This window comes from Flavobacterium franklandianum (assembly GCF_007097365.1).
Classification (GTDB): Bacteria; Bacteroidota; Bacteroidia; order Flavobacteriales; family Flavobacteriaceae; genus Flavobacterium; species Flavobacterium franklandianum.
Genome location: NZ_VJZR01000018.1, coordinates 13,608 through 31,769, shown reverse-complemented (window position 1 = coordinate 31,769; position 18,162 = coordinate 13,608). Strand labels below are relative to the sequence as shown.

General features: G+C 34.7%; 13 protein-coding genes. 7 read left to right on the top strand and 6 right to left on the bottom strand.

The window, feature by feature from the left end; all coding sequences use genetic code 11:
- Positions 1–1,251 (bottom strand): BamA/TamA family outer membrane protein, encoded by a 1,251-nt coding sequence (locus tag FNW17_RS14845; protein WP_144072049.1) that lies wholly within the window; start codon positions 1,249–1,251, stop codon positions 1–3.
- A 626-nt stretch (positions 1,252–1,877) separates the two neighbouring features.
- Here FNW17_RS14845 and cobA point away from each other — a divergent pair.
- Positions 1,878–2,681 carry a uroporphyrinogen-III C-methyltransferase gene (gene cobA, locus FNW17_RS14840; RefSeq protein ID WP_144072048.1) on the top strand — a complete coding sequence of 268 codons (804 nt, stop codon included), beginning with the start codon at positions 1,878–1,880 and terminating at the stop codon, positions 2,679–2,681.
- Positions 2,682–2,696: 15 nt separating this feature from the next.
- Here the strand turns inward: cobA and FNW17_RS14835 are convergent, their stop codons facing one another.
- From FNW17_RS14835 to FNW17_RS14825, 3 genes are all read right to left on the bottom strand, one after another.
- Entirely contained in the window at positions 2,697–3,245 is a 549-nt protein-coding gene (locus FNW17_RS14835) for an acyl-CoA thioesterase (RefSeq protein ID WP_144072047.1), read from the bottom strand.
- A gap of 255 nt (positions 3,246–3,500) precedes the next feature.
- Positions 3,501–4,928: a rubredoxin gene (locus FNW17_RS14830; protein WP_144072046.1), complete on the bottom strand. Its 1,428-nt coding sequence runs from the start codon at positions 4,926–4,928 to the stop codon at positions 3,501–3,503.
- Positions 4,929–5,006: 78 nt separating this feature from the next.
- Positions 5,007–8,519, bottom strand: coding sequence for a nitrate reductase (locus FNW17_RS14825; RefSeq protein WP_144072059.1), 3,513 nt, complete (start codon positions 8,517–8,519; stop codon positions 5,007–5,009).
- Positions 8,520–8,678: 159 nt separating this feature from the next.
- On the opposite strand from FNW17_RS14825, the gene FNW17_RS14820 reads away from it, so the two are divergent.
- The 6 genes from FNW17_RS14820 to dcm all read left to right on the top strand — a co-directional run bounded on the left by FNW17_RS14820 (position 8,679) and on the right by dcm (position 15,703).
- The gene (locus FNW17_RS14820; RefSeq protein ID WP_143389411.1) at positions 8,679–9,377 is read left to right on the top strand and encodes a Crp/Fnr family transcriptional regulator; all 699 of its coding nucleotides are present in this window, start codon (positions 8,679–8,681) and stop codon (positions 9,375–9,377) included.
- A 297-nt stretch (positions 9,378–9,674) separates the two neighbouring features.
- Positions 9,675–11,111: an alginate export family protein gene (locus FNW17_RS14815; protein ID WP_218043873.1), complete on the top strand. Its 1,437-nt coding sequence runs from the start codon at positions 9,675–9,677 to the stop codon at positions 11,109–11,111.
- Between the two features lie 28 nt (positions 11,112–11,139).
- A complete protein-coding gene (locus FNW17_RS14810) occupies positions 11,140–12,366 on the top strand; it encodes a CmpA/NrtA family ABC transporter substrate-binding protein (protein WP_143389413.1) in 1,227 nt (408 codons plus the stop codon).
- Between the two features lie 105 nt (positions 12,367–12,471).
- On the top strand, positions 12,472–13,353 hold the full coding sequence (ntrB, locus tag FNW17_RS14805) for a nitrate ABC transporter permease (RefSeq protein WP_143389414.1): 882 nt from the start codon (positions 12,472–12,474) through the stop codon (positions 13,351–13,353).
- A 132-nt stretch (positions 13,354–13,485) separates the two neighbouring features.
- Positions 13,486–14,292, top strand: coding sequence for an ABC transporter ATP-binding protein (locus FNW17_RS14800; RefSeq protein WP_144072045.1), 807 nt, complete (start codon positions 13,486–13,488; stop codon positions 14,290–14,292).
- 169 nt (positions 14,293–14,461) lie between these two features.
- Positions 14,462–15,703 (top strand): DNA (cytosine-5-)-methyltransferase, encoded by a 1,242-nt coding sequence (gene dcm / locus FNW17_RS14795; protein WP_144072044.1) that lies wholly within the window; start codon positions 14,462–14,464, stop codon positions 15,701–15,703.
- Here the strand turns inward: dcm and FNW17_RS14790 are convergent.
- Positions 15,679–16,488, bottom strand: a complete 810-nt coding sequence (locus FNW17_RS14790; protein ID WP_235893288.1) for an Eco47II family restriction endonuclease — start codon at positions 16,486–16,488, stop codon at positions 15,679–15,681. The two genes, dcm and FNW17_RS14790, sit on opposite strands and share 25 nt — an antisense overlap.
- Positions 16,489–16,617: 129 nt before the next feature.
- Positions 16,618–18,108 (bottom strand): MFS transporter, encoded by a 1,491-nt coding sequence (locus FNW17_RS14785; protein ID WP_144072043.1) that lies wholly within the window; start codon positions 18,106–18,108, stop codon positions 16,618–16,620.
- Positions 18,109–18,162 lie beyond the last annotated feature (54 nt).

Below are 18,162 nucleotides of genomic sequence, written 5' to 3'. Positions count from 1 at the left end.
TTAAAATGATTCTCCTGCATTAAGATAGAAAGCTTTAGAATGACGACCCAAAGCGTAATTAAAAACCAAGTTTGTTCGGGTGGCTTTGTCTATTAAAATGCGCAAACCCAATCCCGCTGCGGGCTGAACGTATTGAAAAAGTCTAATTTCACGGTCTTTGTCACTAGCAGAAGTAAAATTGGCAAATACAGTTCCGCTGATTAGCTGATTGCAAGTAATAGGAAAGCGGTATTCGGTTTCTAAATACACCATTTTTTGACCCCGAAACAATCCTTGTGTATACCCTTTTCCACTACGACTCCTTTGATCCCATCCTACGGAAGGTAAATTTAGATAGGGAACATTACCCGTGGTTACCAACTGTCCTGTTGCCCAAAGGCTGAACACATGTTGCTCATTTTTTTTACTCAAAGGCAAGAAACAGCGGTATTCCATAAACAAAACAGAACTGGCATGTTGACTTTTAGTTATAGCTGGATTGTATCGGTAATTGATATTGGCAAACATTCCCCGATTGGTATTAATTTGATTGTCTCGGGAGTCGTACAGCAAATTAAGGCTTAAACCATTGACGAAATATTCGTTTTCATTATAGTCATATTTTTTAGAATAATTATAATGATTCGTGAATTGTCCAGCAGCAACATTAAGGTTTTTATCGGTAATTGTAGTGTACCAATCCAAATGTACTCCTGCCCCAACATAATAATTGTTTTTGACTTCCCAAGAAGCCGTTTGATGAAACTTAAGATAATTATAATCCATAGGTTCTTTCAAAATATTTAAATCAAAATCATCATATCGATTGCTTGGAGGAATAATATCGGTACCCAAGCCGAAATTGGGTTGTGAAAAAATATAAAAACGCCAATCTCCACTAAGGAAAATAGAGTTGTGATTCACCATTACACTATTCTTGACATTGATCAGTAATTGTTTTTTTTCGGTATAAATAGCCCCTAAATTGACTGAGGAGTACTTATCATCAGCTTTCTTCCCTTTAAAAGTATATTGCGTGACAAAACCATAGGAAAATCCAGTTGCTGGTTGGGAACCAATTATGGGTATCACGAGAAAAAAATTATTTTTTTTGGGTTTAAAAACCAAAACAGAATCCTTCTTTTTAAAAAGTTCTGGAAGCGATTTTACTGGACAGGCTTTTATTGAATCAGCAGTAGTTTGTGCTATGACATTATATTGTGAAAAAACAAAAAGCAAAAAGCTAAAACTTAAGAAGTGTCTTTTATCCATTTCGCAAAATTATACTATTTTAAACAAATTTCAATATAATTTAACTTTTGAGACTCCAAGTTAAATTGTGATTAATGAACAATTTAGAGAAAAATAAAAAGAGATTATTACCATTGATAGAAAGAGTTGCTGAACTTTGAAACCCTCCTGTTTTTCAACGAAATTGCTAAACAAATTTCTTATCAGATTTATTCAAAATTCAATTGATAATCATCAAGACAAACCAAGTTTAGGTCATTTCTTTGCTATTAGAAGTAGTTCCTTCTCCAATATTATTTTGTTTAAAGTCTTGTACAGAATTAATTGAATTTAATATACATCTAAGACCTAATTCTTGCCAAGGATTTACTTTTCGAAATCATGAAACTTCCTACGCAAATTTTTTAGCTATTACTTACCCACTCCAATAAATATCTCCTAATTTTAAACCTTGAGCAAGAACCACGTAAATAATTACCATAGCCTGCTCTATGCTTAAATCTTATTCACTAAATAATATTAAAAAAATAGTTGTCATTTTTTGAAAACAACTACTTATTTTTATATATTTGCATAAGTAAAAATACTTAGTTTTTATTGCTTTGTATTATTCTTGAGATAATTCATTACAAAAATACCAGAAAATCATGCAAACCAATAACCCAAAATTAACTGTTGTAGGCGCTGGCCCTGGTGATGTAGAATTGATTACTTTGAAAGCCATCAAAGCACTCGAAAGTGCCAATGTCGTTTTGTATGATGCGCTTGTAAATGAAGAATTATTGCAATATGCAAAATATGCAACTTGCATTTTTGTAGGCAAACGATTGGGTTGTCACGCCTACAGCCAAGACCAAATCAATGATCTTATTGTTTCACAAGCCAAACGTTTTGGTCACGTAGTTCGATTGAAAGGTGGAGATCCATTTGTCTTCGGAAGAGGAAGCGAAGAAATAGCTTATGCACAGCAATTTGGAATAGAAACTGTCATTGTTCCCGGAATTTCGTCAGCTTTGGGAGTGCCTGCAGCCAATGGAATTAGCCTGACACAAAGAGGGATTTCTGAAAGTTTTTGGGTGATTACGGGCACGACTTCCGACCATAAATTGTCCAAAGATGTGGCGTTAGCTTCTCAATCCTCGGCAACGGTGGTGATCTTAATGGGAATGCACAAATTGGATGAAATCATCTCGATTTATCAAAGCAACAGAACCGATAATTTGCCTATTGCCATCATCCAAAATGGTACAAAAGACAACGAAATAAAAGTAGTTGGAACTATAAATTCTATAACGGAATTAGTAGAACAACACCAACTTTCCTCCCCAGCCATTATCATAATTGGCGAAGTGGTGAAGCATTCTTTTAAATTAGCTAGCTTTTATCAGGAAGAATTTTCGAATGATGATTTCATACTACAAAACTTGAATATCACCGAAAGTTTAGATTAAAATATTCTGACTAACCTACCCCAACACCACCTTCACATTATACAAATTAGAGTTCAAAATAGATTCTATAGATTCAAAATCGATAGAATTATTTTCTGAATCTCTTTGTTTTTTTAACGCAATATGTTTCAAACTATCTTTAAAACGCCTCACATCGTCAGGATTGGAAAGTAGCAAACCCGGAACCCTCGCATTTTTGCCATCTTTATCTTTAGAAACCATCGTAAAATAGGAAGAATTGCAATGTTTAATCACTCCAGTTTGAATGTTTTCGGCTTCCACTCGAATGCCAATAATCATCGAACTTTTGCCTACATAATTTACGCTGGCTTTCATAGTTACCAATTCGCCAACTTCAATGGGTTTCAAGAAATTGACCGTATCAACCGAAGCCGTTACACAATAATTTCCCGAAAATTTTGAGGCACAAGCAAACGCAATTTGATCGAGCAACGACAAGATGAAACCTCCGTGAATTTTGCCACTAAAATTAGTGTGCGAAGGCAACATCAATTGTGAAATACTAATATGAGAAGAACTTACAGTTTTGAAAATAGTGTTCATAGTTGGGTTTTAAAATTTATATTGACAATTCTTTAACAATGAAAAAATGGAACCATTAAGGAAATTAAGAAAAATTAAGTTTTGTGATCATTCTTAATTTTCTTAATAGTTTGAATATTGGCAAATAATTTTGAAAAATTATAAAATTGAACCAATAAAGAAATTAAGAAAAATTAAGTTTTATTATCTTTCTTAATGAACCTTAATTTTCTTAATGGTTTAACTATTGGCAAATAATTTTGAATAGGTGTAAAATTATACCTTTTCCAGATAATTTATAAAATTATTTCTGGGAGCTTCACACAGCGAACAACAATAGTCATCAGGTAAATCTTTAAATAAAACTCCTTTCTCAATCCCTTGAGTAACATCGCCATATTCCGAATTGTAAAGTGTCAAGCATTCCGTACATTGATGAATATCAGCTTCTTGAATTTCCTTTTTAGTGGCAAGCGTGTTTACTTCGTGAACAGTATTTCCCAATTCTTCAAAATATTTTTTACTCAATTCAATCAAAATAGTTGGCAATTCCTGCTTGTCCACATCTTGAGCCAGTACAATATATTCTTTGGTATTCGGATCAAAATTTTTGGCATACAACACATTATAAGTCGCTCTAATTTTGATAGATTCCAAAGCTTTTGGTGTTTCATTTTTTTCGACTACAATCGAAGTAAAATAATGTCCCTCGCGATTGTATTCGGATATTCCAAAGGTAAGTCCATAAGTACTTACATCGTATTGGTCTAAAGTTCGAACCAAAAATGTTTTAAGGTTCAAAGCCCATTCCGTTGCCACAGGCAAATGCCAGTTGAGTTCCAATAAAGAGTGACGCACATTGATTCCTTTTTTACCCAAGAATTTTTCCCAATCCAATTTTCGATCTCTTGGAATTCCTTTTATAATGAATGATTTCCATGGCGTGATGCAAATTTTCCCGATTTTGCAATCAAAACACAAATCGCACATTTCCTTCAAAAAGTCTAAATCATACAAGTTATTTCTCCAATACAATCCCAACCAATACTGGTCGATTCCCAATTTATTCATTCCCTCATAATACGGAAAAGGATAAAACGGAAGTTGCAAAGGTTGGTCAATCGTTCGATTATTAGTATCCAAAGAGTCGTTGACCAATTGAAAAATCATGTCCACCGTATCAGGCTCTTCAATTAGAATCTTTTCGATGGCGTAATATACTTCGGCTATATTCCAACTATAAATAAGCACTGGATACATTTCCATTTTATCCCATTTGGGCAAACGGATATATAAAAACCAATAATCCTCGTGATGCGAAGCAACAAAATTAATATGTCCTGTAAACAAAGGAACTAGCTGCTGTTTTGGATCGGTAATATTGACTTTTAATTTGGGTTGTTCCTTAAATTGTTCCAGAATATAAAGAAATTTATTTCCGGTAAGCCAAGGAGTATTTCCAAAAATATCGGTCGAAACATAAGACGAAACAATGTTATTGCCACTTTTTTCGTCAGGAAAAACAAAATGATGTTTCTCCATTTTTTCTTTTTCGATAGCCAATAAACCTTCTGGAAATATTATATCTTGCCTAGAACCAAAAGAGATAGATTTCAGCCCTTGATTCGAACTCATATTGACAATTTCTCGCAATTCACCTGGCGAAATCACGCCTCCTTTTACTATTAATCGTGTGTTTTTCATTTTTTTTTAGATTGCAGATTTTAGATTTCAGATTTCAGGTTTTCTGCTAACTGCAACCTGAAATCTGCCAACTGAATCTTATTTACATTTTGCTAAAATATCTTTCACCTCTGTTTTACAACTGCCACAACCCAATCCAGCTCCTGTGGTTTTACACAATTCGGTAAAATTGGTCACGCCGCTTTTAATCGTTTCTTCTAGATTACCACTTCCCACTTGGCTACACGAGCAAACGAGTTTTCCTAGAACTGGCTTAGCATTCGAGCTTCCTCTAAGCAACGAATTTCTTTTATCGGCGAGTTCAATTTTGCTTTCGATAAGGGTTTTAAATTCGGCAAACTCATTTTTATCGCCCATCAAAATCGCACCAACCAACAAATCATTTTTGACGATACATTTTTTGTAATAGCGTTGTCTTAAATCGGCAAAAACGATTTCCTCATAGGAATCATCATTTTCGGGAATTTCTACTTGACCAATGCTGCACAAATTAATATCTTCTAATTTCAAGATATTCATCAAAACCGAGCCTTTGTAAAAACTGCTGATGTCGCCAGCCAAATAATTGGCCAAAACATCGGCTTGTTCCTCGGCAGCCGAGGTAATTCCGAACAATTGATTGTTGAATTCGGCGATTTCGCCAATGGCAAAAACACTCGGATTCGAAGATTGCAAATACTGATTTACCTTCACACCACGACCGCAAGCCAATCCAGATTCTTTGGCAATTTCAATATTTGGAATCGTTCCAATGGTGTAAACAATGGCATTGGCAGTAATGATTTTGCCACTTTTCAAGGCTATTTCTAGTTCATTGGGATTATCGGTTTCAAAAACGGTACTCACTTCGTTATCAAAATAAATTTGAATGTCCCGAAGCTGTACTTCCTCGGCCAATAATTTAGACGAAATTCGGTCTAATTGACGCTCCATCAATCGGGAAGCGCGTTGAATAATGGTGATTTTTACTTTTTTATGTTTTAAGGCTGCGGCCAATTCTAAACCTAATAATCCGCCGCCAACAATAACAATATGTTGTTCTTCGGTTGGTAAATTGGTGCTATCCAAATACTTTTTTAATCGATCGGCATCGCTCTTTTTTCGCATGGTAAATCGTCCAGGCAAATGCAATTGCGCATTTTCAGGCACAAACGGTCTACTTCCTGTAGCCAAAATCAAGGAATCGAAAGTGTGAAGATTACCTTGATTATCCAAAATTGTTTTGTCTTGAGTGTTGACAGCATCGATAGCCACATTCGATTTCATCGTGATATTCAACTTGCTCAAGGCTTCTTCTTTAATTTTCTGAAGTTGTGCCCAACTAAATTCTCCAGTCATATATTCCGGCAGTAAAACCCGATTATAAAAAGGATTTTCTTCGTTCGAAAACACAATTATTTCATCGCTAGTATTGATTTCACGATAGTTTTGTATGAATCTAAAAGCGGCTGCTCCTGCTCCCACGACTGCAATTTTCTCGAATGGTTTTACATATTTTGTAATGGAAACAGTCGTAAATTTGAAATCAGGTTCTTTTGAAATCGGATCAACAACAGTGTTGGTCAAATTATTGGTTCGATTCAAGTCATTATCCAATTGTTTTCCCCAATGCATTGGCAAGAAAACCACGCCTTCTTTGATACTATCAGTTACTTTTGCTTTGACTCTAACGTTGCCATTTTTGCTGGTTACCACAACAATATCACCTGTATGAATAGCAGATTTATAGGCATCAATCGGATTTATTTCGAGCATCGGACTTGGAATATGCGTCATCAATCGCGACACTTTTCCTGTTTTGGTCATCGTATGCCATTGATCGCGAATTCTGCCTGTAGTCAGAATAAATGGAAACTGCGCATTAGGTTGCTCCGAAGTATTTTCGATAGCCGTTGGAATATTGAAAATCGCTTTTTGCGAAGGTGTATAGAATTTTTTATCGGTAAACAATCTTGGCGTTCCGGGATGTCCATAATCGGGAACGGGCCATTGAAAAGTACCTTCGTTTTTGAGGCGATTGTAATTCAAAAAAGAAATATCCATTTTGGTGCCTTTGGTCATCAAGCAATATTCTTTGTAAACTTCTTCGGTGGTATTGAAATTGAACCCATTGAATTTCATTTTCTGTGCAAAACGTATCAGAATTTCGACATCCGAAAGCGCTTCCCCCGGCGCATTGATCCCTTTTGGAAGATACGAAATCCGTCTTTCGGAATTGGTCATCGTACCGTCTTTCTCTAGCCAACCCGCCGCTGGTAATAATAAATCAGCAAATTTTGATGTGTCAGCATTGTGTGAAATGTCTTGAACTACAACAAATTTGGCGTTTGCCAAAGCTTTTTCTACTCTTCTAGAATCGGGCAAACTTACCAAGGGATTGGTACAAATAATCCAAATGGCTTTCATTTTTCCAGATTCTAAAGCGTCGAACATTTCGGTTGCAGTTAATCCCGGTTTTTCCGAAATTTCATTAACGCCCCAAAATTCGGCCACTTCTTTGCGATGAATCGGGTTGTTTAATTCTTTGTGAACGGCTAATAAATTGGCCATTCCTCCTACTTCCCTGCCTCCCATTGCATTGGGCTGACCCGTTAAAGAAAATGGTCCTGAACCGGGTTTTCCCACTTGTCCAGTGACCAAAGAAAGATTTAATAAAGCGGTGTTTTTATCGACTCCAATGGCACTTTGATTTAAACCCATAGCCCAAAGCGAAATAAATCCTTTGGCTTTCCCGATAATATCTGCGGCTAATTTGATGTCACTTACAGAAACGCCACAAAGTTTGGATGCTTTTTCGAATGAACTTGAAAGTACTAAGTCTTTGTATGCTTTGAAATTTTCAGTGTTGTTTTTTATAAAATCGTTATCGATATATCCTTTTTCGATCAATCGTTTTCCGATAGCGTGATAGAGAATAATATCGGATCCTGGAATAATTTGCAAATGTAAATCGGCTAAAGCAGCCGAATCGGTTCGTCTGGGATCGATAACAATTATTTTTATTTTTGGATTTTTTTCCTTGTGTTGCTCTAATCGTCTAAAAAGAATCGGGTGACACCAAGCGGGATTGGCTCCGGTAATCAAGAATGTATCGGCCAATTCGATGTCGTCATAAGCAATAGGAACACAATCTTCGCCAAAAGTCTTTTTGTAACCCACCACTGCCGAACTCATACAAAGTCGTGAATTGGTATCAACATTATTAGTTTTAAGAAATCCTTTGACCAGTTTATTGACTAAATAATATTCTTCGGTAAGACATTGACCTGAAACATAAAACCCCACACTATCAGGGCCATATTTTTTGATAATCGAAGAAAAAACGGCAGCAGCACGATCTAAAGCCGCATCCCAACTCACTCTTTCTTTGGGATGGGATTTACTCCAACGCATTTCGGGATATAAAATCCGATCCGAAGTATCGTTGACTACATAATGCAGGTTCATCCCTTTCGAACACAACATTCCTTTATTTACAGGATGGCTTTCATCTCCTTTGACCTCCACTCCATTTTTCGAATCCTGGGTTACAACAATCCCACATCCTACACCGCAATAGGAACACGTAGTTTTAATTTCTGAATTTTGCATCATTGAAATTCTTTATAAATTGAAAAACCTTGTATATATCTTTTAAAAATGTAAAAATAAGTATTTTTACGTATAAATACGTATAAAACGAAAAATATTTTATAAGTTTGACAAAATAAATAGTGAATAAATTCAATTTGTTCTTTATACCAATATATTATGAAGAAAGAAACACCCATTTGCGACAGCTGCTCTAATGAAAATTGTTTCATCAAAAAGCATCTTTATTTAGAACAAATGCAGCAATACATCGAAAAAAAGAATAGTTTTGTTTGCAAAAAATCGCAACAATTTATCATTGAAGGCGCACCAACTCAAGGTTTATATTTTGTATATAAAGGAAAAGTAAAGACCGTAAAAACAGGCATTTACGGTAGAGAACAAATTGTTAGACTCACTACAAATGGTGATGTTGTGGGCTTTAGAGGATTTGCCACTAGCAAACGTTGCCTTATTAGTGCTTCGGCTTTAGAAGATACTATATTGTGCAATTTTAGTAATGAAGATATGCTGGATATTCTCAAAAATGTTCCAGAATTCACCTTCGATTTGATGTTATTTTATGCCGAAGAACTAAACAAAAGCGAGAATAATATCCGGAAAATTGCCCAAATGAATGTTCGAGAAAGAGTCATTGATACCTTATTATACATACACCGAAAATTCGGCCAATCCAAAGGAGTTATAGAATTGGATTTGTCCAGACGTGACATCGCTGATTTTGCTGGAACGACCGAAGAACAAGTAATACGAGTAATTTCAAGTCTTAAAAAGGAAATACTCATTAAAACTGTTGGAAAAAAAATTGGTCTTTTGAATGTTGAAAAAATGCGTTCAGAAATCATTGAACACAAATAATCTAGAGAATTAAGATAATTGTGTCATTTCGACCAAGAAATAATCACATTTGTAGCTCTAGATATGTGATTTCTCCCGCTGGTCGAAATGACAAACTGATTTATCTACGTAAATCACCCAGCCCTCAACATCCACCTATAGTTGACTTCGTCATTTTTTTCTGCTAAAAAACATAAAATATTCTGCTATAATCCATTCTCTTTATGTAGTAAAAGAGGGTTCCGGTATGTAATATTTCATAAAACTAAGTATTAATACTTACGTATATTTGCATCATACTAATTAAAACATTCTATTATGCAAACAACTAAAACCATGTTACTACCTATTCAAGATTTCAAAAAAGAAACATTTTCAAAAGCAAATCTTTCAAAATCATTATTATTAGGAATTGCCATAACCGCTTTAAGTTATACTGAGGCAAAAGCACAATTTACCTTAACCGGTCAATTGAGACCTCGAACAGAACTAAGAGAAGGTCAAGGAACTTTACAAAAAAATGGAGACGATGCCGCATTACACATTTCGCAGCGAACTAGACTTAATGCAGGATATACAGGATATCGCTTTAAAGTTTTTATGGCATTGCAAGATGTACGCGTTTGGGGTCAAGATCAATCCTCTATCAACAGAACAACAACAGATGCCAATGATGGTTTAATGCTGCACGAAGCTTGGGGGGAAATTTTTCTAAATGACACAGTAAGCAAAATCAAAAACCTTTCCTTAAAAATTGGACGTCAAGAAATCTCTTATGATGATCAAAAGGTGATTGGTGCTCTAGATTGGTTGCAACAAGCCAGAAGACATGATGCAATTGTTTTGAAATTTGCTAACAAAGGCTGGATTGCTGATATTGGAGCCGCATTCAACCAAAATTCAGAAAAAACTGTGGGTACTCTTTATAATGGTATTCCAACTACTTATGGTGCTGGAACCAATGGAATTGGTACTATGTACAAATCGTTTCAATATGCTTATGTAGGTAAAAAATTCTTCTTTGGTGATTTATCCTTTTTGTTTTTCAAAGATGATTTTAATAAATACACTACTGTAGCCGCTGTTAAAACTCCCGTACAAGGCGTTTGGAGTCGCACAACAACTGGTTTGTTTTATAACGTAAATCCAACAAGAAAAATCAACCTGGCTGGAAGTTATTATTACCAAGGAGGTAGAAACAAAGACGGTCGTATTTTGAGCGCTAACTTAGCATCTATCACTTCAACTGTTCAAGTTAGTCGTAAACTTTTTGTAGGTCCTGGAATTGATTATTTATCTGGAACCGATGGAACAAAAGCTGTTACAACCGATTCAAGAAGCAACCTTTTTGACCCACTTTACGGAACGCCACACAAATTTTGGGGAGGTATGGATTATTTCTACGTAGCAAGTGGTTTTGGAAACCAAGGGTTGATGAACTATTTCTTTAAAGCCAAATACAACGCCAAAGACAAATTGACTTTGTTCGCAGAGCTTCACGGTTTTGAATCGGCAAACAAAGTATCAAACGGAACTGGAGGAACTAGAACTTCTTATTTAGGTACTGAATTGGATTTGAAAATGTCTTACAACTTTACAAAATTAATCAATATTGAAGCGGGATATTCGTATATGAAAGCAACCAATACAATGGCTTCGGCTCAGGTGAAAAATGTAACAAATGCTAATCTTTCTCCTCAATGGGCTTATGTGACTTTAAATATCAAACCTGATTTTTTAGCTTCAAAAAAATAATTAAGTAACTATCATTAAACTATTAAAGATGAAATTATTAAAAAAACAAAACACAACATTCACAAAATCTATTTTTGTATTGTTATTAACCATCAGCTCTGCTTTTTCAACTGTAAGTGCTCAATCTGATCCTGTTCGATTAGGGTTTATTCCACTAACCGATTGTTCGCCAATTGTGATGGCAAAAGAGTTGGGATTATTCAAAAAATACGGGGTCGAAGTAATTGTAACCAAAGAATCTTCTTGGGCCAATGTTCGTGACAAGATTTTAACAGGTGAATTAGACGGTGCACATTGCTTATATTCTATGCCGTTTTCAGTGTACACTGGAGTTGGCGGAAAAGCAGGTTCTGAAATGAAAATCGCCATGATGCTAAACGTAAACGGACAAGCCATAACCCTTTCGAATGATTTTTGTGGTAAAGTTGGTTTCAAACAAATGAATAAAGTAACTCCTGTAGTCGCTGCGAAATTAAAGGCCGAAAAAGAAGTAACATTCGCTATGACTTTTCCTGGTGGAACTCACGATTTATGGCTTAGAAACTGGATGTCGATTGCAGGATTGAATCAAAAAGCGGTAAAAATCATTACCATTCCTCCTCCACAAATGGTAGCCAATATGAAAGTGGGTAATATGGACGGATATTGCGTTGGTGAGCCTTGGGGCGGAGTTGCAGTAAAACAAGGAATTGGTTTTACGCAAGTTGCTAGTCAAGATATTTGGAAAGATCACCCAGAAAAAGCATTGGTTGTCAACAAAGACTTTAGTGCTAAACGCAAAGCCGATTTAGTAAAAGTTATGAAAGCAGTTATGGAAGCCTGCAAATGGTTAGACGTTCCTGCCAATCGTAAAAAAGCAGCATCAATCATTGGCAAAGCACCTTATGTAAATGCTCCTGCAGATGTAATTGAGTCTCGATTAATGGGAGATTATAATTTAGGTTGCAACCAAGGAACAGAAGTTTATGATAACGATTATATGTTGTTTCACAAAGGCGGAATGGTAAATTACCCACGTAAATCATATGCTATTTGGGCAATGGCACAATTCGTTAGATTCGGCTATTTGAAAGATGCACCAGATTATAAAGCGATTGCCGACAAATTAATTTTGCAAGATTTGTACGAAGAAGTTGCTGCCAGCATGAAAGTAAAAATTCCTACTGACGATATGAAACCGTTTTCTCTTACGATGGACAAAACCGTTTTCGACCCTAATAATCCAGCTGCTTATTTGAAAGTGGTAAAAAGATAACAAACAAATACCATTCTTATCCCTCTTTTATTGAGAGGGATTGAGAATGATTAATTTCAAAATTCCAGATTAAAAATTACCAAATTAAACTAAAACTACAATACCATGTCTGATAAAAACACCTTAACGATTGATGCCATTGAATTAGAAATCAATGTTACGACAGCGATCAAAAAAAGTTTCCTTGAAGAAAATATAAAATTAAAATTGGCCATAAATACTTTAATTATAAAATCGAAATCCTTGCTTTTAGCTGGTATAGGTTTGTTTCTTTTCGGTGGTTTTTGGTCTTTACTGAGTATCTATACCGATGACGCTTTGCCTGGTCCAGTAGCCACTTTAACCGTTTTAAAAGAAATGTTGAGTGACCCTTTTTATGATTACGGACCAAACGACAAAGGAATTGGTTTACAATTATTCAATTCTATAAAAACAGTTCTTTTAGGATTTTTATTGGGTTCCTTAATTGCAATTCCAATCGGGATTTTGATGGGCGCAAGTACCATTTGTAAACAAATTTTTTATCCAATTGTACAATTACTCAAACCTGTTTCGCCTTTGGCATGGTTTCCAATTGGTTTGGTTGTTTTTAAAGATACAGGTATGGCAACGATATTTATAGTTTTCATTACGTCTTTGTGGTCAACGCTAATTAATACTTCTTTTGGTGTAGCATCGATTCCTGATGATCATAAAAATGTCGCTAAAGCTTTTAAATTTTCAAAATGGAGGTATTTAACTAAAATATTGATTCCGTACAGTTTACCACATATTATTACAGGTTTACGTTTAAGTATTAGTGTGGCTTGGTTGGTTATTGTAGCTGGCGAAATGTTGTCGGGTGGCGCAGGAATTGGATTCTTTGTTTGGGACAGTTGGAATGCTTTAAGTTTAGAAAAAGTAATTTCGGCCATCCTTATCATTGGAATCGTAGGTTTGCTTTTCGATAGAATATTCACTTTTATAGAAAACAAAGTAGCGTATTAAAAAGTGGGAAGTTAGAAGTTAGAAGTTAGAAGTTAGAAGTGCCAAGAACTGGAAGATACCTAGCCACCAGCTTCTCACTCCAATCTTCCCTCTTCCAGCTCCCCTCTCTTAACAATTTAAATAAAAAACAAAATGAGCTATTTAGAAATCAAAAATTTAGAAATTTCGTTTCCAACTCCAAAAGGAAAATATATTGCTGTAAAAAATATTAATCTTTCTATCAAAAAAGGAGAAATCATCTCGATAATTGGTCACTCAGGTTGTGGAAAATCGACTATTATGAATGCCGTTGCAGGAATGTTGTCGCCAACAAGTGGGACAGTCCAATTAGACGGAAAAACCATCAAAGGTCCGGGTCCTGATAGAGGAATTGTGTTCCAAAATTATTCACTTCTGCCGTGGTTATCGGTTCACGAAAATATTTTTCAAGCTGTCGACTCTGTAATGAATTGTTCGACCAAAGAAAAACATGAAATTGTAGATTATAATTTGGAAATGGTGAATTTACTGTCACACCGAGATAAATTACCAGGACAATTATCAGGCGGAATGAAACAACGTGTTGCTATTGCTAGAGCTTTCGCTATTAATCCGGGTGTTTTATTGTTGGATGAACCATTTGGCGCTTTGGATGCCTTTACCAAAAGTTCGATGCAACTGGAAGTGTTGAAATTATGGAATCTCAACAACCGCGACAAAACCATCATTATGATTACGCACGACATCGAAGAAGCTTTGTTTTTATCAGACAGAATTGTGGTGTTGAATGATGGACCAGCCTCAACAATCAGGGAAATAGTGGAAGTTCATTTGGCTAGACCAAGAAACAAAATCGAATTTGTAAAAACCCCAGAATATATTGAGTTAAGAGATAAATTATTACATCTACTGACAGAGGAATTTTCAATTGAAGATTTGGGAGTAGTGTATAAAAGTTAGTTTTAAGTTAATTTGGTTGATAGAATCCCTGTGATGTGAATTGCAGGGATTTTTTTTTACTTGAAAATGAATACGAATAAAATAACAATTTTTATTATTTTAATTTGTTTGATTAATTCATTTTTTCTTATAAATTTGTAACCATTGTGTAAGGTTAAATAATTTGGTTATGAGTGAATATATGACGCTTTCAGAAACTTCTGAATACATTGGAAAAAGCAAAGAAACTTTAAGACGTTGGGACAAAGAAGGAAAATTAACTGCTGTTCGTGAACCTATGAGTAATTATAGAGTTTATCGAAAATCCGATGTTGATACATTATTTACAGATTTTTTGGATTACGACAATGTCAAAGAAACTATTTCAAATTATGTTGAACCTCATAATGAATATACAGTTTTAGAGCTATTTGCAGGAGCTGGTGGTTTAGCCGTTGGAATGGAAAAGGCGGGATTAAAATGTTTGGCTTTAAACGAAATCGACAAATGGGCTTGCCAAACTTTACGAAAAAATCGTCCTAATTGGAATGTTCTAGAAGGTGATATAAAGTCATTTGATTTTACTGAATATGAAAACAAAGTTGATATAGTAACTGGCGGATTTCCTTGCCAAGCTTTTAGTTATGCTGGAAAAAAATTAGGTTTATCCGATGCAAGAGGGACTTTATTTTATGAATTTGCAAGAGCTGTTAAAGAAGCAAATCCACCCATTTGCATTGGTGAAAATGTTCGTGGTTTGTTAAGTCACGAAAATGGTAAAACGCTGCAAGGAATGATTTCTATTTTGGATGAAATAGGATATAATGTTGTTCCTGTTCAAGTTTTAAAAGCAATTAATTTTAACGTTCCGCAAAAAAGAGAGCGATTAATTTTAGTTGGAATTAGAAAAGATATTGATTTGAAATATGAATATCCAAAACCTTATAAGAAAATCTACAATTTAAAAGACGCATTGAAAAAAGGAGATTTATTTGATTGTGATGTTCCACAATCAGAAGGTTCAAAATACCCAAAAAATAAAATTGACGTTTTGGATTTAGTTCCACAAAAAGGATATTGGAGAGATTTACCTTTAGATATACAAAAAGAATTTATGGGTGGAAGTTTTCATCTTGGCGGAGGAAAGACGGGTATAGCCAGAAGAATTGGCTGGGATGAACCTTGCCTAACTTTAACTTGTAGCCCAGCACAAAAACAAACTGAAAGATGTCATCCCGAAGAAACTCGACCGTTTACAGTTCGAGAATATGCTAGAATACAAACTTTTCCTGATGATTGGAAGTTTGAAGGTTCTGTTGCTCAACAATACAAACAGATTGGAAATGCTGTTCCTGTTAATTTAGGAAAGGAAGTTGGTTACTCAATTATTAAGTTTTTGAATAGTTATTACAATTTATCAAAGCCTAAATAGTAACTGTAATTTTCAAAAGTTATTTGATCTAAAATTGTTCTTTTTGAAGTTTCAATTTTAACTTTGATTTCATCTAATGCAGAATTTTCTTTTGCAAGTTCACTTTTTTCAACGGAATTGAGGCAATCCTTTACTGCAATTGGAAGGTTTTTATATAGCTGAAAAAGTGCATTATCTTTTCCTGAAAGTAATGCGTAAAATTGGTCTCCTGAAATTTTGTAAACTCTGCTGTGACTATATTCTTTTCCGTTAATTTCTCCTTTCCAAAGTTCACAAAAACTGCTTTTTGCTAAAATTTGAACCCAATAACATTTAGATTTTTTATTTTCATCAGCATATTTCGATAATTTTTGAAAAAGCGCTTCTGCGGAACTACTATTCATAGTATTGTGCTTATTTTTTATGTCAGCAAACAAAGTATTATCTTTTGCTTTAATATCATAACCACTCAAATTTCCAATTTCAAAACCTTTTATTCCGCCTAATATTTGTTCGTGAAAAGTTCCAATAGAATTATTTATCGACTTATCTATTTGTCTTAGAATTTCGGCTTGAATTAAACTTTCTTCATCAATATCATTGAATTTTGCATCAAAAGTTAACTTTATCGTATCTACTTTATTGGTATAAAAGTTCTTTTTTGTAATGTTGTTTTTAGCTTTCAAATAAGCTTTATGAAGATTTGCTACACAATCCAAAAAGTGTTCGTCTGAAATAAAATCTACATACTTGTTTTTCATAAATATTAGCAATAGGATTATTTCGCTAAAGTAGTGATTTTTCATTCATTTTTTTAAGTATTGTGAAAACAAATTACAGACGACTTAGAGATATAAATTTATTTATTTACAACAAAAAAACCTTTGAAATCAATCAAAGGTATTAATGAACAAAGCATTATTAAAAAATTAAAACTATTTTCTCGAAGATTCTCTCTCCATAACTTTTGACAATTCGGGTTGTTTATCGTTCATGATTTTGGTTACTGTTCGGTGCATCCAAATCAAGCATATTGATGATAATATAAGGATGAATATCCAAGAACTGGACCAAAAACCAGTGCTAGTCAATAAATATCCAAAGATAATGGGGCCAAAGAAACCACCCAAACCGCCTATCATTCCTACCATTCCTCCTACTACACCCACTTCGGTCGGGAAATATTCTGGTATGTGTTTGTAAACCGCCGCTTTTCCAATTCCCCAAGAAATTCCAATCAGGATGACCAACACAAGATACACCCACATATTGGCACTAAAATGAATCGCCGTAACGCCTTTGGCCAATAATTCTTTTTTCTTTACTTCTTGATTTTGTTTGACAACCACTTCTTGCCACGAATTTTTGGTTGGAAAAATGGTGTTTTCAAAGGGTTTATCTATCTTTTTATTGATGGCAAAATTTTTATCTACTACTGTTACATTCGTTTCCGAAACTGCTGTAATTGTCCCTTTTTTTCCTGCCATAACTCCAGGGCCAGCCGTTGTAATGTCCATTTTTGGGATCATCAATAAAGCGCTTAAAATTACTGATGAGGATAAAACCCAATACATTACTTTTCGAGCTCCAAATTTATCTGATAAATATCCTCCAAAAGCACGAACTACTCCAGATGGCAAACTGAACATAGTAGCAAACATTCCTCCCATAACTAAACTTGTTTGATATACATTCATAAAGTTTGGCAACAACCATTGTGCATAAGCTACAAAACATCCAAATACCAAGAAATAATAAGCTCCAAATCGCCAGACACGTACACTTTTTAAGGAACCTAGCATTTGAGAAACGGTTTTTGTATTGTTTTCTAATTTTTTGTTTTTGGCAAAAATCAAGAATAACATTCCAATAACTAGTAAGGCCACACCATAAATAACAGGTAATAATTTCCAACCATTTTGTGGGTCGTCAATAGAAAATTCATTCAATAAAGAAGGCGCCATAAAAGTCGTAATTGCTGCTCCAGCATTCCCCATTCCGAAAATCCCAAGAGATCTTCCCTGCCATTCTTTTGGATACCAAATAGAAGTAAAACCAATTCCCACAGCAAAACTAGTTCCCACCATTCCAAACAAAAAACTAAGTACAGCAAACATAAAAAAGCTATCCGCTAAAGGAAGTAAAAACAACGGAATCGAACACAACAAAAGCAAGAAGGAAAATACATATTTACCTCCGTATTTATCCGTCAACATTCCTATTGGTAAACGCATAATGGAACCCGTTAAAATTGGAATTCCTAAAAGCCAGCCGACTTGTACGACGCTCCATTTGAATATTCCATTATCGACTAAAAAAGTAACTAAAACACCATTAAGCGTCCAACATGCAAAACAAACAGTGAAGGCTAATGTGTTTAAAAATAAAATTCGATGGGATTGCGATAAAGAGTTTGTAGTTGTCATAAATACTTATTTTTTTGACAAAAATAAGTACTAACAGTGTATAAAAACCTGCGT